We start from the raw sequence: 19,144 nt of genomic DNA on the forward strand, positions 1-19,144 counted from the left end.
AAGGAGATTCTTTTGACTCGTCTATTTCGTCCTCAATCTATGAGATTGACGCCCTTCCTGTTTTTTACTGGAAAAGGTGGTGTTGGTAAAACATCCATTGCCTGTGCAACGGCGGTTGCTTTGGCAGATATGGGAATGAAGGTGCTGCTTGTCAGTACGGATCCTGCTTCCAATTTGCAGGATGTTTTTGGTACGGATCTGACGATGGATAACAAAAAGATACCTGATGTGCCTAATCTATTTGTGTCCAATCTGAATCCGGAAGAAGCAGCCGCGCGATATAGAGAAAAAGTGGTTGGTCCATATCGTGGTATCCTGCCGGATGCAGCTGTTCAGCAAATGGAAGAGCAGCTGTCCGGAAGCTGCACCGTTGAAATTGCTGCTTTTGATGCATTTTCTTCGATGCTAACCGATCAGTCAATCGCTCAATCTTTTGATCATATCCTTTTTGACACAGCACCTACCGGTCATACCTTGCGACTCTTGCAGTTACCGTCCGCCTGGAGCGGATTTCTCAATGACAACACCCATGGTGCTTCTTGTCTCGGCCCGCTCGCTGGCTTAAATGAAAAAAAGAAGCAATATGAAGAAACTGTGCGTGCACTTTCAGACGAACAGAAAACCACACTGATGCTGGTTACCAGACCTGAGAGCTCAGCTATAAAAGAAGCCGCCCGGGCATCAAAAGAATTAAAGAAAATAGGCATGGACAATCAATGCTTGGTAATGAATGGTCGGATGAGGCGAACGGACTCCGATGACGATCTAGCGGCTGCCTTTATGGAACGTGAACATGAAGCATTAGTGAATCTGCCGGAAAATTTGAAGGATGTGCCGACATTTGATCTTTTCCTCGCGCCTTTCAACATGACCGGTGTCCGGAATATCCGGCAATTGCTGTCTGATCAAGTTTCGGATGAGGAAAGAAAGAATGAGCATTCGCCAGAAGAAGAGGATACGGCTGAGTATCCGCGACTCAGCGATTTAATTGATGATTTGCTAAAGAAAAAGCAGCGTGTGATCTTTACAATGGGCAAAGGCGGTGTCGGTAAGACAACGATTGCCAGAAGCATTGCGCAAGAACTCGAAGCGCGCGGGAATAAGGTTCATTTAACAACAACTGATCCGGCAGGCCACCTCGATCCAATCGAATCAGGAGAAAATGGACGAATGACCGTCAGCCGTATTGATCCGAAAAAAGAAGTAGAAAACTATCGGCGACTGGTTATTGAACGTTCCCGTGATCAGCTCGACAGTGAAGGACTAGCCTATCTGGAAGAAGACCTTCGCTCGCCATGCACTGAAGAAATAGCCGTTTTTCGTGCGTTTGCCGATGTCGTTGAAAAAGCTAAGGATGAGATTGTGGTCATCGACACGGCGCCATCCGGGCACACGCTGCTGCTTTTGGATGCAACGGAGGAATATCATCGTGAGATTGCGCATTCAGCTGGAGAAGTACCCGTTTCTGTTCAGGAGCTCTTGCCCCGATTGCGAAATTCGGAAGAAACGGCCGTTGTTATTGTCACACTCGCGGAAACAACGCCTGTTTTTGAAGCTGAGCGTTTGGCTGCCGATCTGGAGAGAGCCGAAATAACACCGACATGGTGGATCGTAAACCAAAGCTTGATCATGGCGCATACCACTAATCCGTTACTGAAAAAGCGTGCGGAAAATGAACGCATCTGGATTGAACGCGTTGATCAAGACTCGAACCATCAATTTGCTGTTATTCCTTGGCAAGAAAGAAAGCAGCCCGGACTAAAAAGGGCTTGAACCACCATCTTAAAAAGGAGTTCGATAAATAATGAAAATGACTGAAGAAGCGAAAGAATTACTCGAAAAAAGCATGAAGGAGCATGATTGTGATTGTCTGCGGATTACAGCTGAGCCCGGTTGTTGCGGTGCCTCACTTAATTTTACGCTCGATCAGTTGAAATCAGGCGAGCAACCGATTAAAATCAATGACGTTTCTGTGATCATGGATGAACAAGCGCAGGAACAGACGGATGCACTGACGATCAATGCCGAAAATGGTCAACTTGTTATCGATGGAGGAAGTTGTGGCTGCGGTTCTTCTGGTTGCTGCTAAACAAAGCATTCCTTATAGTGGAGTTAGAAAAAATAGTATTCTAACTCCATTTTATTTTTGACTTTATTATCTATGTAGGTAGAAAAGGAGAAACGATGATGTCTGCACTCTTAGCTATTGTTGTCTTTTTACTCACGCTTACGCTTGTCATCTGGCAGCCAAAAAATTTATCGATTGGCTGGTCGGCATGCGGAGGCGCACTCGTTGCACTGCTTGTTGGTGTCGTTCATTTAGATGATGTCTGGACAGTTACCGGTATTATCTGGAATGCCACTCTCGCATTTGTGGCGATTATCATTATCTCATTAATTTTGGACCATATTGGTTTCTTTGAATGGGCAGCTTTGCACATGGCTCGACTTGCCAATGGAAACGGCATACACATGTTCATCTTTATTTCGATTTTGGGTGCCTTCATCTCTGCACTTTTTGCGAACGATGGTGGGGCTTTGATTCTAACACCAATTGTATTAGCGATGGTTCGAGCACTGAAATTTGACGAACGACGTGTATTTCCGTTCGTGATTGCCAGCGGCTTTATTGCGGATACCACATCGCTGCCTTTAGTGGTCAGCAACCTGGTTAATATTGTTTCCGCAGACTTTTTTGGTCTATCATTTGGTCAATATGCTCTGCACATGATTATTCCAACTGTTTTCTCATTAATAGCAAGCATTAGTGTTCTCTATCTCTACTTTCGAAAAGACTGGCCGCAAAACTATCAGATGTCCGACTTGAAAAAGCCTTCATCAGCACTTAAGGATATTCGAATGTTTCACATTTCAGGGTTTGTCTTAGTCTTCCTGGTCATCGGTTATTTTGCCAGCAGCCTGGTTAAAATTCCAGTGTCTTTTATTGCGCTCGCTGTAGCCTTTGTTTTCCTTTTTCTCGGAAGTCGGAGTACAGCCATTCATACCAAAGCGATTTTAAAAAGTGCGCCATGGAGTATTGTGTTCTTTTCCTTAGGTATGTATGTTGTGGTTTATGGCTTGAGAAATGCAGGCATTATTCATCTCCTTTCTCAAGTTATTGAAGCCGGAGCAAATGGCGGTCTATTTGCTGGCACGCTCATGATGGGCTTTCTTTCTGCAGTCCTGTCTGCGATCATGAACAACATGCCGACGGTCATGATCGATGCTCTGTCGATTAAAGCGGCGTCCATAGCCGGAGATATGCATCAAGCGCTTGTTTATGCGAACGTAGTTGGTGCAGATCTCGGACCGAAAATGACGCCGATCGGTTCACTTGCAACATTGCTATGGCTTCATGTGCTTTCTGAAAAAGGCGTAAAGATCAGATGGGGAGAGTATTTTAAAATTGGTATTGTGATCACCATTCCCGTTCTGTTTGTGACCTTGGTTGGCGTTTATGTATCCATCATTCTCTTGGGGTAAAAGATTGTGATTCATTTTAGCTATCGTTTCTTTTGTGAAAATTCTATAAAGTTATGGACAGACGACTTGTTATATATAACTGATTGCTTATATAATAAAATCAGCAAACAATGATAAACTTAAAAATCCGGAGGGAACAATGAGAATTGTCGTTATAGGATCGGTAGCAGCAGGAACGAGTGTTGCAGCGAAAGCGAGAAGAAATACAGAAAATGCTGAGATTGTGGTCTATGACCAAGATAAAGATATTTCCTATTCCGTATGTGGTATTCCCTACTTTGTGGGTGAAGAAGTGGAATCAATCGATAAGTTAACACCGAGAAACGCGACATGGTTTAAGAAACGTTATAACGTTGATATTTTTACCGAGCATCGTGTTACCCATATTGATCCTTATAAGAAAGAATTGCAAATTACAAATTTACAAACAGGCCAGGCAATCACCGACACTTATGACGTACTTGTTCTGGCAACGGGGGCCGCGCCGGTTACTCCGGAAGCCTTTATCGATCAAAAATGGGACAATGTATTTCAAGTAAGGAATATTCAAAATGCCATTTCTATTCGAGCGTTTGTCGATACTCATAAACCGAAGAAGGCAACAATTCTAGGTGCCGGATTTATTGGCCTAGAGATGGCGGAACAACTTTTTAATGAAGGCATAGAGGTTACTCTGATCCAGCGCGGGAAACAAGTCATGAAACATATGGATCCGGATATGGCTTTTCGAGTTGAGAATCTTTTGCGAGATAAAGGTATTCGTGTGCTCCTCGAAACAACCGTCGCAGAAGTAGTTGGCACGCCGTTTGTGAACGCTGTGAAAACGGACACCAGTGAGATTATTGATACGGATATGGTTATCCTCGCAACTGGGGTCAGGCCAAATACAAAACTGGCCCAAGAGGCGGGCATAACTATAGGCGGCACAGGAGCCGTGCAAGTCGATAAGAAAATGCGGACGAATGTGAGCACAATCTATGCGGTCGGGGATGTCGCAGAGAGTTATTCTTTAATTACTGGAAAACCGATTTATCGCCCGCTAGGATCGACAGCAAATAAAATGGGTCGTATTGCAGGCGATGTGATAACCGGAGGTTGTTTGGAACATCGTGGCATTTTAGGTACAGGTATTGTCCGTGTGTTTGATATGGCTGTTGCTCAAACAGGGCTGACAGAAAAAGAAGCTCGGGAAGCAGGATATGATATTGCCGTTTTATATAATATTAAACCGGATAAAGCGGATTATCTTGGTGGAATAGAACTGACGATTAAAGCGATTGCTGATAAAGCAACAGGACGTGTACTGGGTGCTCAAATCACAGGAATAAATGGTGTTGATAAACGTATTGATGTGCTCGCAACTGCAATTTCTTTTAAGGCGAAAGCGGAAGATCTGTTTCATTTAGATCTTGCTTATGCGCCGCCGTTTGCGACAACGAAGGACCCTGTTTTGTATGCTGGAATGGCTTTAGACAACGCATTAAAAAGAAATCCATTAATCACCCCTGAAGAATTGATAAAGAAACAGCAAATGAATGAGCGTTTACAAATTATTGACGCTCGGTCGCCAAAACAATATGCGGTTTCTTCTGTAGAAGGCGCGATCAATGTTCCACTGGCCGATCTCCGGGAAAAAGCACAAACTTTGGATCCCTCAATTTCCACGATTACTTATTGTAATAAAGGGGTAACGGGGAACGCTGCTCAAAATATTTTGCTGAACTTAGGATTTAAGCAGGTCTTTAATCTATCTGGCGGGAATAAAAATTACCAAATGTACCGTCACATGAAGAAATGATGATAAAGAAAATAGGAAACAATCATGCTGCCGAACATGATTGTTTTTATTTCTGGAAATAGTAAATTAAAATAATAAAGTTCATGAATAAATAGTTGCAAAATACAAATATAAGATTTATAATTTGAATCAATGGAGGAATAGCTATGGAAAACCTTAGAGAACCCTTTCAAATTATGGTCAGGCGTTTCGGCTTGCTGGCCAAGTACTGCTGCTCCACCGGCGGATACAATATTTCGCTTGTGCAAAGCCATATTCTTTACGAGATTGAGCGTAAATCCGGTCAGTCCATGCAAATGGTTGCTGAAACACTTGGGATTGATATTACGACATTCAGCAGGCAGATCCAGACACTCGTCAAGATGGATCTTGTGAAAAAGTCGCCGAGCCCGGATGACGGAAGAGTATTCATTCTTACTTTGACAGACGAGGGCCTTCAAACGGCTGAAAGCATCGACAATCAGATGAATGCCTTCCTTGAAGACGTTTTTTCGAGAATGAGCAGTTTTGAAAAGGATACGGTCATGCACTCCATTGATTTGCTAAACCGATCAATGGCTGCGTCGGAACATTGTTGCTCTCCTGTGTCGTGTAAAAAAGATCAAGATTGAGTCTTTTGAGAGCGGGCATAATCATGGAACACATAAGGTTTTTTATTAACTTGGTTCTATTATAAACTTGCATTATACAAATAAATGGAGGGCCAAAAATGCTCTGGACAATTTTTCAAAGTTTCCTATCAATTGCTTTGGAACTTACCGTACTGTTTATTGGCATTTCTTTTCTTATTAGTTTGATTCAGGGATTGATCCCTTATGAAAAATTGAATGGTTATTTAAGCGGAAGAAATACTGCTTTGGGTGTGCTGGCTGCTCTGGTTCTCGCTTTTATTACACCTTTTTGTTCCTGCTCAACCATTCCAGTCATTGTAAACTTGTTGAAAGAAAAAGTTCGATTCGGAATTGTTATGGTTTTTCTCTTTTCTTCTCCGGTTCTCGACCCTACGATTATTACCCTAATGGGCGCGATGCTGGGTGTTAAAGTTGCCGTCGCATATACAGTGATCACGTCGATTCTATCAACGGCGATTGGCTTGCTACTCGAAAAATTAGGTTTTGAAAAGTCGGTGAAGCAGGTGATCATGACAGGATATGAGGAGAGCTCACAGAAATTCAGTTTAAAAAGAGCACTACAGGAAACAATCGGGCTTATGAAAACCGTTTACCCATACTTAATTATCGGCGCGGCGATCGGTGCAGTGATCCATGGAGCCGTACCCACTGAATGGATTTCCTCTACTTTTGGAGGAGACCAGTGGTGGATTGTTCCGATAGCAGCAATCATCGGGATCCCGCTCTATATTCGGTTATCAATGATGATTCCAATGTCGCAAATGTTAATTGTTAAAGGCATGGCGGTCGCTCCCGTGATGGCACTTATGATCAGTTCAGCCGGTGCAAGTTTGCCGGAACTTGCGCTGCTCAACTCAATTTTCCAAAAAAAATTGGTGACAGCCTTTGTTATCTCGGTCTTTGCCATGGCAACAATTTCCGGATTCCTGTTTTATCTAATATAGCTATCAAAGCCATTTATTAAAGGAGGTGAGGTCGATGAGTTTCAAAATAAAATTATTTGAAAAGAAGAAAGATCATTCCTGCTGCAACATTAAGATTGAGGAAGTTAAGGCAGAGGAGCAAACAAAGTCTTGTTGCCATTCTGAAAAAGCGGATGCGGAAAAATCTAAGTAAACATCGTTTATTCTCTAGGAAGAAGTGAGTCTCATTGATAGTCAATCAAGTGAACGTTCAGATTGATCGTATGAAAGAATCTGATTGGAATCAGGTGAAACAGATCTATTTAGATGGGATTAGAACAGGAATCTCAACCTTTCAAACCGAGGCGCTGGAGTGGGAAGAGTGGGACAAAGCTCATGTTTTGTCATGCCGAATCGTTGCGCGTTCGGAAGATTTTATTCTAGGTTGGGCCGCGTTAAGTCCCACTTCTAGCCGCTGTTGTTATAAAGGAATTGGTGAAGTGAGTATTTACATGAGTGAAAAGAGTAAGAGACTCGGAGTCGGAACAGCGCTTTTACAGCGTTTAATCCTCGAAGCAGAGAACAATGGCTTTTGGACACTGCAATCTTCAATTATTAGGGGAAACAGAGCAAGCCGGGCGTTGCATGAAAAGTGCGGGTTTAGAGAAATCGGCTTCAGGGAAAAAATAGCGCAAATGCCTGATGGAGCTTGGCATGATGTTGTTCTCGTTGAACGGAGAAGTTCTGTCATTGGCAATTAAAAGGTTTCTTACTGTTTACAGTACTTGCCTGTTGCCCAAAAAGAGCTTGGATCCCTTTCGCAAGCTCTTTTTGCATCCAAAAAAAACATTGTAGGAGGAGACTTAAATAACTAAATACATTGACAAACGTATACAAATGTATTGATATATAGACATAAGGAAGGTGTCTATATAGATGTATAAACCACAAGAATTTGCAGATATGCTTGGCGTATCTGTGAAAACATTGCAAAGATGGGATAATGAAGGAAAATTAATTGCAAAGCGTAATCCTAAAAATAGGAGGTACTATACCCATAAACAATATAGTGACTATGTTGGCGAATCCAATAAGGGCAGAACAATCATTTACGCTCGTGTATCGTCCAGTGGACAAAAGGATGACCTTACTAATCAAGTTGAATTCTTAAAACAATTTGCAAATGCAAAAGGACTCATTGTCGACGAAATATTTACTGATATTGGCTCGGGATTAAATTATAATCGTAAGAAATGGAATAAAATACTCCAAGATGCAATGCGAGGCAACATATCGACTGTTGTTATTGCTCATAAAGATCGTTTTATTCGGTTCGGTTGTGAGTGGTTTGAAAATTTCTTGGAATCAAATGGCGTAAAAATCATTATTGTTAAGAATGAAAAGCTATCGCCACAAGAAGAATTGGTTCAGGATTTAACAAGTATCATACATGTATTTAGTTGTCGTATTTATGGATTAAGGAAGTATAAAAAAAAGATTAAGGAGGATGATGAACTTGCTGAAAGCGTACAAGACAGAACTAAAGCCGAATGAAGAGCAACTATTCATCATCCGAAAAACGATGGGGGTTGGTCGATATGTATACAATTTATTCTTAGATGTAAACAGACAACGTTACGAGACGGATTACTGGTACATGAATGCCTATGCTTTTTCTAAATGGTTGAACAATGATTATTTGGAGGCAAATCCAACTGAAATGTGGATCAAATCTGTTCATGCTAAATCGATTAAACAATCAATCATTAATGCAGATCAAGCCATGAAGAAGTTTTTCAAACGTCAGGCAGGATTTCCTAAATTTAAGTCACGTAAAAGGGATTGGGGATCCTTTTATTTCTTCAAAAATGGCTCAAAACAATTTATTGACTGCGAAAGACACAGGATTAAGATTCCGACATTAGGATGGGTAAGAATAAAAGAAAAAGGCTATATTCCAACAGACAAGAACAACTTTGTTATTAAGTCAGGAACAATTAAAGAAAAAGCTAATCGTTATTATTTAAGCATCATCGTTGAACAGCAAGACACTAAGAAGCAGGTAACTAATGCAGAACCTATTGGAATCGATCTTGGTGTTAAAACGTTTGCAGTGTTAAGTACAGGCGAATCGAAGCCAACGATCAATAAGTTAAGCCACATAAGAAAGACTAGGAAATCATTAAAGCGTCAACAACGCAAATTATCACGTAGGTATGAGGCACTAAAAATAAGAAAATTTAAAATGAAAAGAGGTGAGTCTGCTACTGAATTTAACCTAGATAAGCAGAAATTAAAAGTGCAAAAACTTCATCAGCACCTTACAAACATTACTAAAGATCATCATAACAAATTCGTGCATGAATTAGCGACAACCAAGCCAAGTTATATAGCGATTGAAGATCTTAATGTAAAAGGTATGATGAAGAATCGGCATTTATCTAAGGCGGTCGCACAGCAAGGATTCTACGATTTCAGAATTAGATTGACAAATAAATGTAAGGAATTAGGAATATCTCTGCATGTTGTTAATCGCTTTGAATCAACTTCTAAGATTTGTCATAACTGTGGTCATAAAAAGATAGATTTAAAGCTATCAGATAGAATCTACCATTGTGACAATTGCGGATATACAACTGACCGAGATTATAATGCCGCTCTTAATATTCGAGACACACAAAACTTTAAGCTAGCACTTTAAAAGCTATTTAAAGTGTGTACCGTGGGCTACACGGGAATTAACGACTGTGGACTGTTATACAAACCTTATTAGTCGGATCATGATGAAATGGGACAGGAAGAAGCAGTAAAAATCTAGGACATATACATTTGTATATGTTTTCAGTAGCAGACAAGTACAACAAACGTTTTCTCATGGGAGAAAGTTATTTTTAGCCCTCGCGTCAGCCCAATACTGACGCGGTTTTTCAGACATCGAAAATAGATCCTATCGTCAGGTTCAAAAAATCACTTGATAATTAATACGGGACAATGCGCTCTTACAACTGCTCTATGACTGACACTTCCTAGAACCATTTCTTGTAGGGCATTTAATCCACGACTTCCAAGAATAATGAGATCAAACTTTTCTTCATTCGCATGGGAAACAATCATTGTTCCTGGTTCTCCATGGACTACTTTTAGTTCATAGGATACATTCGCTTTTTGAAAGACTTCCTTCACTTCTTCTAAAGTTGTTTCTCTTACCTTTTTTATGTCTTGATGGAGCACTTCTGATTTCACCTTTTCAATATCAATGACATTAATAATTTCCACACTGGAATCCTGCACGAGTAACGCCATTGCAACAGCATGCTCTGCGGCTCTTTTAGAATGTTCTGATCCATCAAAAGCTAATAAGATTTTCTTATACATCCCTAATCCCCCGATATATAAGAGGGTGTTCGAAAAGTTCTCCGTCGCCTTCTCGAACACCCTCGATTAATGACTGGATAGTTTTGCGTTCGGTTTATTAAAATTAGCTAATTTTTTAACGAGTTGCTCACTGGACTCATTGAACCCTATTACTTTCACCTGTGCTGACGTTTGCTCTTTCAACTTAATAATTACTTTATCTATTGCTGCAACAGCAGAGTCATCCCAAATATGCGCATCCGAAAAATCAATGATAATCGTTTCTTTATCTTCTTTAAAAGAGAAAGCATTAATAAATTCTCCAACAGACGCAAAGAAGATTTGTCCCTGGACCTTATATACTGTTTGATTATTAGTAGAAGAGACCTTCACACGTACTTTCGAAATTTTAGCCGCAAAGAAAATAGCACTCAATAGAACACCAACGATTACGCCTTTGGATAAATCATTTGTTGCCACAACGACAATAACAGTGACAATCATGACGATTGTATCGGTTAACGGGACTTTAGTTAGCGTTCGAAGTGAAGACCAGTCAAATGTGCCAATGGATACCATAATCATTACACCCGCTAACGACGCCATTGGAATCCTGACCACCCAATCCCCTAATACAAGGATAAGAAACATTAAGAACACACCAGCTACTAGCGTTGATAATCTTCCTCTTCCCCCAGATTTCATGTTCATTACAGTTTGACCAATCATTGCGGAACCCGCCATACCTCCAAAAAAGCCGGCAATAATATTGGCGATCCCCTGTCCTCTAATTTCCCTATGCTTGTTGCTTCCTGTATCTGTTATATCATCGACAATAGAAGAAGTTAATAATGCTTCTAACAATCCAACAATAGATAACGCTAAAGCCGTAGGAAAAATAATAGATAATGTTTCAAAATTTAATGGGATATTTGGAAGAACAAACATCGGTAACGTTTGTTTGATTGCCCCTAAGTCCCCAACCGTCTGAAGATCGAATCCGCTTATAATAGCCACAATCGTCATCACGACAATTGCAACGAGCGGGGATGGCACCTTTTTTGTGAAAAGAGGGAATAAATAGATGATAAGAAGCGTAATCGCTACGAAAATATAGGTCATCGTCGAAATTCCTACAAAATGAGGCACTTGTGCCATAAAAATTAAAATAGCTAAAGCATTCACAAAACCGACCATAATGGAACGCGAAACAAATTTCATTAATCGTGCAATTTTAAAGACGCTAAATAGAACTTGAAGAACACCCGTTAAAATAGTGGCAGCAAACAAATAATCGATACCATAGTTTTTCACTAAAGTAACCATAAGCAATGCCATTGCCCCTGTGGCAGCTGAAATCATGCCTGGTCTTCCACCTATAAATGCCATCACAACTGCAATGCAAAATGATGCATAAAGGCCAACCATTGGATCAACGCCTGCAATGATAGAAAAGGCAATTGCTTCTGGAATAAGTGCAAGAGCGACGACAATCCCCGCAAGAATATCTGCTCTAACATTTCCAAACCATTCAATTTTTAAATTTTTCAACACTACTAAAAAGCACCTCACTATTTTTTTTATGACAAAAACGATAAATAGTCCCAAAAACGTCCTTTTTGATTCCTTCGTAAATGATACCATGTGGATCATAAAAATACGAAATAAATTTTCTGCCTTATACTCATTTTCATTCAACTGTTTGCGATCAAGTTTCATAAAATCAAGCATTTCTTCTGCTTTTTCATCATTAAAGTCCCGAAACGCTTGGTGATAATAGCGCGAAAGTTTCTGCCGGCACAATTGCTTGACTCAACCAAAAACATTTCTCTTAATAAACCGTTTCCACTTTTGTTGTATAATACGATACAAAAGAACAATGTTGTAGATAGGGAGTCCACGATGAAAAAGGTCCATATTTTCGCTATTTCTGCTTCGGCACTTCTCGTGATTTTTGCACTCGTTGGTTTATTTCTCTATCAATTTCATGGGTTCCATGATCAGAAATTGTTTGCCGGCGATAAGGATCGTGACCAGGTTACTAATGAATTTGATGCGGATACCGATGGAGACGGTGCTGTCAATTTGAAAGACAGTGATGCCAATGGAAACGGAAGATCCAATAAACAGGATCTCATTTCCGGTGCAAAGAGTCTGGTGGGCGTCCTCTATGATCCGCTGAAGGGCGGTCATGGAAATATAGGCGGGAAGATGGGGTTTATCGTTTGTATTGATGTTCCGCGGATTGCCTATGCGGATGCGGATATTTCCCTTGATCAGCTGCTTAAACAGGATTATGCGCAGAACCCGAGCCATTACGAGACGCAAGGTGGAACCAATACACCTGCGACGCCATATTTTTACCGCCGTGTGCGCAATGTGTATGACTATGCGCGTGCCAATGGAATGCTTGTCCGCAAGGCAACAAAACCAAAAGTCGGGGATATTGTTTTTTACAGCAGATTTCATGCGACGCTCGTCGTTGGTACACATAAAGACGGCACCTATGACGAGGTATCCGCAAGTCCTGAAAAGATTTATACGAGGGAGAATCTGCATAAAAAATGGAAGGCCCGTGATGTCGCACGGTTGCTGAATTGAACATGTGAGCTATGTATCGGTTTAAGCAGCGCGATGGGACCGGAAATAAGTGAGACTGATGAAGACAGCGGGAATGCTGACTGCGGCGAGTACCCAGGTCAGAATCAGGAAATCCGTTGATGTAATCGTTCTTGCGAAGACGACACCGAGCACAGCCGAAGCGCTGATGGAACCAATAAAACGACAGGTTTGGAACAGACCGGCGCTTGTGCCGACCATTTCTTCAGGAGATTCGCGTAACATCATTGTTTGCAATGCGACATTGCCGATACCGTAGCCGCAACCAATCAAGAGCAGGAAAAGGCCGATGAGAAGAAGCGAGCGATCAAAAGCGACGATCATGAGCAGCAGTGATCCACTCGCAGTCAGCAAAGCACTTAGTTTGAGCGGCGCGGCAGGTCCCAAATGATCGATTCGCTGTCCGGTGATCAGAGATGCGGCGACACTGGCCATGGACATGGTCAGCATCATGGCGCCGCTCGCGCGAATGCCGAGGTGCATACCGCTTTGAAAAAAAGCGGGCATTCCGTAAAAAAGACAATAGTTGGCGACGTTAAGCAGAATGAAGAGTAGGTAAACAAGCGTAAGACGATGATTCATTTTCAGCAAATGCAGATCAATAAAAGGGTCACGTATTTTGCTTTCTCTCCAGATAAAAAGTACAGCTGCGATCAGACCCGCAAAGATTGCCCAGTAAGTCACATGTTCTTTGATTGTCAGCAAAAACCAAAGCAAGCCGATGATGCTGATGGAAAAGAGCATGATTCCGGGAATGTCAAGCTGCCGCATAAAATTTTTCAAACGATAAGAGCGATTTTTGATGTCTTTAGGAAAGACGATAAGACCGAGAACGAGGCTGACAACGATAAAGGGGAAATTGACGTAAAAAATAGTCGGCCAACCGCCCCAGACAATGAGAAAGCCGCCAACCGTCGGCCCAAACGCAGTCATAACCGATGCGCAGATCGCCAGAGCAGCGAGCGCAGACCCTTGTTTTTCATGACTGACCGACTGGTGTACCAGGGCGACACTGGATGGATAAATTGTGCTGTTGCCGACTGCTTGAAGCAGGCGCATGATTAGAAGCAGAAAAAAGGTGGATGCTATCGGGGCAAAAAAACAGGATAGTGCAGAGAGCATAAGTCCCCCGAGAAATAATTTTCGTCGTCCGATCAGATCGCCCGCTTTTCCTGCTACCGGCTGTCCGACAGCACTCACCAGATAAAAGGCGGAGACGAGCCAAGATACTGTCGCAAATGTGAGATGATAATCCTGCTGAATGCTGTGCAGTGCGAGCGCAATCATTGATGAGTTTAGCGGATTAAGCACAGATCCGGATAAAATGGCCGCCATAAAAGCTGTATGACTTTTCTTCACTGTAATCATTTACTCGCCCCCTGCTCTCATACTACGCTGCTCCATGTTTGCTCACAAGCGACCGGCTCATCCATCAATAGCCGCGATAAGTGATCCTAATTCATGTGTATGTAAGTTCGATTTTTTCAGCATAAATTTTGCCGGTCTTATAAATTCATGGAATACTCCGAAAATACTTTTGGTGATGGTCGAATTATTGTATAATAACAGAAACCACACGAAAGGAGGAGAATGTATGGCTAGTAAGGAAAGTGAATTTCATCAATTGTTCGAGGTACTCACGGACACGAGAAAAATATTGCTTGATTTTAAGGAAAGTGTAGACAAGCGCTTTGAATCGGTAGACAAGCGTTTTGATGAAGTAGACAAGCGCTTTGAATCGGTAGACAAGCGTTTTGATGAAGTAGACAAGCGCTTTGAATTGGTAGACAAGCGTTTTGATGAGATGGACAAGCGTTTTGAATCAGTAGACAAGCACTTTGAACTGGTAGATCAGCATTTTGTGTCAGTAGATCAACATTCTGAATCAGTAGACACGCGCTTGGAATCAATGGACAAACGTTTTGACGAATTGAGTGCCGGACAATCGGTCATGAACCACCGTATCGGCAATCTGGAAACTGCTCAAATTGAAACCAATGTCCGCCTGTCAAAGATCGAAGCCAGTCAAGACAAGACAACGAAAGCGTTTATGGCGATTTCAGAACTATTTAACGAGCATTCCAAATGATGTCATTTAGTTTTTATTTTTTTCATTCGTATTGATTTTGTTCGGCATGAATTCTCACCATGTTTCTCTTCTCATTGTTAACTTCCAGTTAAATCAAAAAGTATTGAGAAATGCGGCTCGGATTATGAGTAGTAAGGTAGCCAAGTTTTGTGCAAAAGTTTAATCCCCTGTCTGATTTCATCTGGCGATAATCCGCCGAATCCAAGTAAAATAGACGAATAAGTCATATCTTTGTTTTGGACCAGGTAGGCAGAGGTCTCGTATACGCGTATGCCTGCCTTTTTTGCTTGCTTGATCAGTGTTCGCGACGGGCATTTGCTTTTTACATGAATGGCAATATGCAGTCCTGCATCTTGTCCGCTGACACGAACATGGCGGCCCATCTCCGTCCTGATTGTTTCCAAAAGTAACGCCTGCTTTTTCTTATAGATCGTCCGCATTTTGCGAATGTGCTGCTCCCATTGTCCGTTCTCGATAAAAAGTGCTAAGGTTTGTTGATGCAGGCGCGAAGCGGTTTGTCGCCATTCAAGACGCTGATAAGTCTCTAGTAAAGCAGGAGGCAGGACCATATAGCTCACTCGAATCGCAGGCATGAGGGATTTCGAAAACGTACCGATGTAAATCACACGATTGTGTTCATCAATCCCCTGCAAAGCAGGAATCGGTTTGCCTCGATAGCGGAATTCGCCATCATAATCGTCCTCAATCACCCAACCGTTATGTTCATTAGCCCAGGAAAGCAGCTTCATTCTCTTTGCAATTGGCATCACCATGCCAAGCGGATATTGGTGTGAAGGTGTGATATAGACCGCGTCTGCTTGAATCTTGTTCAGTTCATCTACCGACAGCCCGTCTTCTTCAACAGAAATAGGCGCTAATTGAATTTTCTTTCCCTGCAAGGACCGATGGACACCTTGATAGCCCGGATCTTCCATGGCTAATCTTTGATTTTTCCAGTCAATCAAATGGTAGAGCAGATCAAGGACCGATTGCGTGCCGGCAGCAATAACGATTTGTTCTGGTCTGCAATGGACACCGCGAGAACGATGCAGATAGTCAGAAAGTTCCTCTCTTAATCGCCGCTCACCTTGAAAATCGCCATATTTGAGCACATCCCGATTCGTGTTATTCAGCAGTTTGCGTTCGCATTTTTGCCATGCATCCAGTGGAAAATGTGCGGTATCGATGTCCGACATAAAAAAATCGAAAGAAATCGGCCATTTTTTCTGAAGTGGAGCCGCCTCATGCATGCGAGGCGGATGATCAGTGACCGAAGTTTCGCTAAAAGTGTTGCTCAGTTCCGCGACAAAGTAACCACTGCGTGCGCGGCTTTCAATATATCCTTCAGCAAGAAGCTGTTGATACGCCATTTGCACCGTTGTTTTGCTTACTTTTAGACGATCAGCGAGATAGCGAATGGAAGGAAGACGCATCTCTTTGTGTAGGATGGCTTCTTCAATTTCTTGTTTGAAGTAACGATACAACTGAATATACAAAGGATCTTTTAAACGTTCATCAAGCTCGGGAACAATCTCCATTTTTCTTTCACCTCTGTACTGCCTCGAAAAGCATAATCTGTGTCTTTCAAAAGATACAATCGCTTTTATAATAAAGATTATAAACGACAAATGACAGAAAAGGTGGAAAATAATATGCGCCCTTTACGGAAACAGATGCTCGAATGCCGCGACCCTGAGAAGATTAGTGATTTTCTGACACAAGCACGGATTGGATTTTTGGGCCTTTCTGATGAGGACTATCCCTATGTTGTGCCGCTTAATTTTGTTTGGTACAGCAATAAGTTTTATTTTCATGGGGCGGATGAAGGCAAAAAGGCAGATTTAATGAAGGCGAATGCGAACATCTGCTTTACGGTTTGTGAAGAATACGGAACAATGGCCCATCCTGTACCGGCACACACGGACACGGCTTATATGAGTGTTATGGCTTTTGGCAAAGTGACACATCTCACCGATTGGGATGAAGCGACAGTGGCGATGCAAAAATTGTTGGATAAATATGTTCCCGGCTATTATGATCGAACGTTATCGCGAAATCATTTGGAAAAGTATCGTTCATCCATGGGTAGTGCGACAGCAGTATTCTGTCTTGATCCAGAGGCTTTGACTGCAAAAGAAAAACCGCTTGATCAAACCCGAAAATTTGAACCGGGAATGAAGGCAGGAAAGCATGAAGGTGATTAAGAAAGGGCAATCAGGTGATGAGAAACGAATGGATACTCGGTACTACATTTCTGAGATAAGTCAACGTTTAGGGATCTTTTTTGACAATAGCAGAACATATGTGCTATATTTTTGAAGTGCTTAAAGCAGAAATTAATGATTCACTTGAACGTCGATTATGACCGTTTCTTTTTGGCGGACAAGCTTTGGCAAATTTATCGCAGAAGGTGATTTGATGAACGAGTATTTTGTGAAAAAAGCGAATGCAGTCCTTCGCTATAACGATTTTCCAGGTACTGAACAACCTATTTTGTTTATTCATGGACTTGGTTGTGCCGGTTCTTTTGACTATCCGCAAGTGGCAGCCCAGGAAGCGTTAGCGAAACATCGCTGTGTAATTGTCGATCTTTTGGGCTCCGGCTACAGTGACAAACCAAATGACTTCGGTTATACCGTTCAGGAACATGCAGAGTATCTTAAGGAATTTGTTGAATCGATAGGACTCGAGTCGTTTATCTTGTTTGGACATAGCTTGGGAGGAGCAGTAGCTCTGTCTTTAGCGGATCAATGCAGAGAACGAATCGATCGAATCATTTTGAGTGAAGCAAATTTAGATAAAAGTGATGAAGGATCGTCCAGCAAATATATTGCGGATTTTGATCGAAATGAATTTTTGAAAAATGGATTTAGAGAGTTAGTAGAGGAAAGTCGGAATAGCGGAAATCAAATGTGGGCGGCATCTTTATCTCTATGGTCGCCCAGGGCAGCCTACTTAATTTGTAAATCTGCAGCAAAGGGGCAACAACCTTCAGGAAGAGAAGTTTTATACTCACTTGACTGTCCGAGGACGTTTATCTTTGGTGAACGCTCACTGCCGGACGCGGACGTACAGGTACTCCGAGCGCACGGTGTCACAATTGAAATCGTTGAAAATGCCGGACACTCAATGGCGTGGGAGAATCCGCAGGGCCTGGCCGAAGCCATTCAAAAAGCTATTCAAGCGTGAAACTTGGACCCTTTCTTCGTTCATTCATCTGAATGGAAGTGCAGCTCCAGCCAACGAGCGACACCATCTTCATCGTTTGATTCAATGATTCCGGTCGCCTGCTCTTTTAATTCATCTACCGCATTTTCAACAGCGTAGGATTCATTCGATATTGAAAACATGGACAAGTCGTTCACTCGATCGCCAAATGAAACGATGCGATCAAAGCCCATGAGTTCTCTAAGTCGGACAATGGCATTGGCCTTCGTTGCCTGTGAGGGCATCACTTCGCACCAGTATTCCTCACGGTAGAGCTCTTGTTGGAAAATACACTGATATCTGCTGTCTTGGTCAAACCATTGATGAATCTTAGACATAGGTTTCTGCTCACCGATACAGGTAAAGTAGAATACATCCCCGGCATACAGATCGCTGATCGTGTCTACACTGCGAAGGCGAGGGTCTCCTCTTCTTGAATGAAGATAATGGAGCATCCCGTCATTTTCGTATCCTTTTAGCCAACTCACACGCTCCACTTCGTTGACGAATGAGTAGACAAGCGGATAAAGGCTTCGCTCCGTGAGCCATTCCGCGACATTGCGTATGTCTCGCTCATTGAATGAGGCAGAGTCCAGCCGTTCGCCGGTTTGCGCATCGACAATGAATGCACCGTTATAGATAATGACCGGAATCGGTGTTCTCAGTCTCTTCGTAACAACAGAAGCTGAGACAAGTGAACGTGCCGTGGCATAGGAAAAAGACATTCCGGATTCGATCAATTGGTTGATGGTGCTCATGCTGTATTCGGAAAGCTTGGATTGACTGTTTAGCAGCGTACCGTCAAGGTCCGATACATAGAGTGTTTTCATGGAACACCTCACAGGAAAAATTTTGATTGCGAAAGAATCTCAAGTTGAGGACGTATAGTTGTGTAAATTAGAGTTATCTATGAGGTAACAATGAGGTGATGAGAAGTTCGTTTTCACTGTGGTGGGCCGCGCTCCACCACAGTGAAAACGCAAAAATTTGATCTTCGCCTTCTTATTGAGTTCCCATAGAAAATGAACCAAAGTCCATGATCCCAATTAGAATTGAGTGA

Annotated in this window: 19 protein-coding genes; 14 read left to right on the forward strand and 5 right to left on the reverse strand. The window is 42.1% G+C overall.

The genetic code is table 11. The annotated features are described in order from the left end of the window. Nucleotides 1-12: 12 nt before the first annotated feature. From arsA to BM003_RS11375, 10 genes are all read left to right on the forward strand, one after another. Nucleotides 13-1,773, forward strand: coding sequence for an arsenical pump-driving ATPase (gene arsA, locus BM003_RS11335; RefSeq protein ID WP_093673156.1), 1,761 nt, complete (start codon nucleotides 13-15; stop codon nucleotides 1,771-1,773). 31 nt (nucleotides 1,774-1,804) lie between these two features. Further along, nucleotides 1,805-2,089, forward strand: a complete 285-nt coding sequence (locus BM003_RS11340; protein ID WP_245734234.1) for a hypothetical protein — start codon at nucleotides 1,805-1,807, stop codon at nucleotides 2,087-2,089. A 98-nt stretch (nucleotides 2,090-2,187) separates the two neighbouring features. Continuing rightward, on the forward strand, nucleotides 2,188-3,483 hold the full coding sequence (locus tag BM003_RS11345) for an arsenic transporter (protein WP_093673160.1): 1,296 nt from the start codon (nucleotides 2,188-2,190) through the stop codon (nucleotides 3,481-3,483). 139 nt (nucleotides 3,484-3,622) lie between these two features. Continuing rightward, nucleotides 3,623-5,281 carry an FAD-dependent oxidoreductase gene (locus BM003_RS11350; RefSeq protein ID WP_093673162.1) on the forward strand — a complete coding sequence of 553 codons (1,659 nt, stop codon included), beginning with the start codon at nucleotides 3,623-3,625 and terminating at the stop codon, nucleotides 5,279-5,281. Between the two features lie 146 nt (nucleotides 5,282-5,427). Further along, a complete protein-coding gene (locus tag BM003_RS11355; RefSeq protein ID WP_093673164.1) occupies nucleotides 5,428-5,892 on the forward strand; it encodes a MarR family winged helix-turn-helix transcriptional regulator in 465 nt (154 codons plus the stop codon). 98 nt (nucleotides 5,893-5,990) lie between these two features. After that, nucleotides 5,991-6,857 (forward strand): permease, encoded by an 867-nt coding sequence (locus BM003_RS11360; RefSeq protein WP_093673166.1) that lies wholly within the window; start codon nucleotides 5,991-5,993, stop codon nucleotides 6,855-6,857. Between the two features lie 34 nt (nucleotides 6,858-6,891). Then, the gene (locus BM003_RS17680) at nucleotides 6,892-7,029 is read left to right on the forward strand and encodes a hypothetical protein (RefSeq protein ID WP_177184760.1); all 138 of its coding nucleotides are present in this window, start codon (nucleotides 6,892-6,894) and stop codon (nucleotides 7,027-7,029) included. Between the two features lie 34 nt (nucleotides 7,030-7,063). Next, nucleotides 7,064-7,576, forward strand: coding sequence for a GNAT family N-acetyltransferase (locus BM003_RS11365; protein WP_245734236.1), 513 nt, complete (start codon nucleotides 7,064-7,066; stop codon nucleotides 7,574-7,576). Nucleotides 7,577-7,751: 175 nt separating this feature from the next. Beyond that, complete coding sequence (locus tag BM003_RS11370; protein ID WP_093673168.1) at nucleotides 7,752-8,369, forward strand: IS607 family transposase; 618 nt, start codon at nucleotides 7,752-7,754, stop codon at nucleotides 8,367-8,369. Beyond that, the gene (locus BM003_RS11375) at nucleotides 8,332-9,516 is read left to right on the forward strand and encodes an RNA-guided endonuclease InsQ/TnpB family protein (RefSeq protein WP_218143250.1); all 1,185 of its coding nucleotides are present in this window, start codon (nucleotides 8,332-8,334) and stop codon (nucleotides 9,514-9,516) included. The genes BM003_RS11370 and BM003_RS11375 overlap by 38 nt, the downstream gene beginning before the upstream one ends. A 266-nt stretch (nucleotides 9,517-9,782) precedes the next feature. Here BM003_RS11375 and BM003_RS11380 read toward each other — a convergent pair whose 3' ends face one another. Then, nucleotides 9,783-10,190, reverse strand: a complete 408-nt coding sequence (locus tag BM003_RS11380; protein ID WP_093673172.1) for a universal stress protein — start codon at nucleotides 10,188-10,190, stop codon at nucleotides 9,783-9,785. Nucleotides 10,191-10,256: 66 nt separating this feature from the next. After that, entirely contained in the window at nucleotides 10,257-11,723 is a 1,467-nt protein-coding gene (locus BM003_RS11385; RefSeq protein WP_093673267.1) for a SulP family inorganic anion transporter, read from the reverse strand. A gap of 348 nt (nucleotides 11,724-12,071) precedes the next feature. Here BM003_RS11385 and BM003_RS11390 point away from each other — a divergent pair, with 348 nt between their 5' ends. Beyond that, complete coding sequence (locus BM003_RS11390; RefSeq protein WP_093673174.1) at nucleotides 12,072-12,770, forward strand: DUF1287 domain-containing protein; 699 nt, start codon at nucleotides 12,072-12,074, stop codon at nucleotides 12,768-12,770. A 21-nt stretch (nucleotides 12,771-12,791) separates the two neighbouring features. Here the strand turns inward: BM003_RS11390 and BM003_RS11395 are convergent, their stop codons facing one another. Beyond that, a complete protein-coding gene (locus tag BM003_RS11395; protein WP_093673176.1) occupies nucleotides 12,792-14,156 on the reverse strand; it encodes an MFS transporter in 1,365 nt (454 codons plus the stop codon). 226 nt (nucleotides 14,157-14,382) lie between these two features. Between BM003_RS11395 and BM003_RS11400 the strand changes: the two genes are divergently transcribed. Further along, nucleotides 14,383-14,877 carry a hypothetical protein gene (locus BM003_RS11400; RefSeq protein ID WP_093673178.1) on the forward strand — a complete coding sequence of 165 codons (495 nt, stop codon included), beginning with the start codon at nucleotides 14,383-14,385 and terminating at the stop codon, nucleotides 14,875-14,877. Nucleotides 14,878-14,999: 122 nt separating this feature from the next. Here the strand turns inward: BM003_RS11400 and pdxR are convergent, their stop codons facing one another. After that, nucleotides 15,000-16,415 (reverse strand): MocR-like pyridoxine biosynthesis transcription factor PdxR, encoded by a 1,416-nt coding sequence (gene pdxR / locus BM003_RS11405; RefSeq protein WP_093673180.1) that lies wholly within the window; start codon nucleotides 16,413-16,415, stop codon nucleotides 15,000-15,002. A gap of 114 nt (nucleotides 16,416-16,529) precedes the next feature. Here pdxR and BM003_RS11410 point away from each other — a divergent pair, with 114 nt between their 5' ends. Next, nucleotides 16,530-17,081 carry a pyridoxamine 5'-phosphate oxidase family protein gene (locus BM003_RS11410; RefSeq protein WP_093673182.1) on the forward strand — a complete coding sequence of 184 codons (552 nt, stop codon included), beginning with the start codon at nucleotides 16,530-16,532 and terminating at the stop codon, nucleotides 17,079-17,081. Between the two features lie 214 nt (nucleotides 17,082-17,295). Further along, nucleotides 17,296-18,066, forward strand: a complete 771-nt coding sequence (locus tag BM003_RS11415; RefSeq protein WP_093673184.1) for an alpha/beta fold hydrolase — start codon at nucleotides 17,296-17,298, stop codon at nucleotides 18,064-18,066. A gap of 20 nt (nucleotides 18,067-18,086) precedes the next feature. Here BM003_RS11415 and BM003_RS11420 read toward each other — a convergent pair whose 3' ends face one another. Then, entirely contained in the window at nucleotides 18,087-18,914 is an 828-nt protein-coding gene (locus BM003_RS11420) for an HAD family hydrolase (RefSeq protein ID WP_093673186.1), read from the reverse strand. Nucleotides 18,915-19,144 lie beyond the last annotated feature (230 nt).

The organism is Sporolactobacillus nakayamae (genome assembly GCF_900113325.1).
GTDB classification, from domain to species: Bacteria; Bacillota; Bacilli; order Bacillales; family Sporolactobacillaceae; genus Sporolactobacillus; species Sporolactobacillus nakayamae.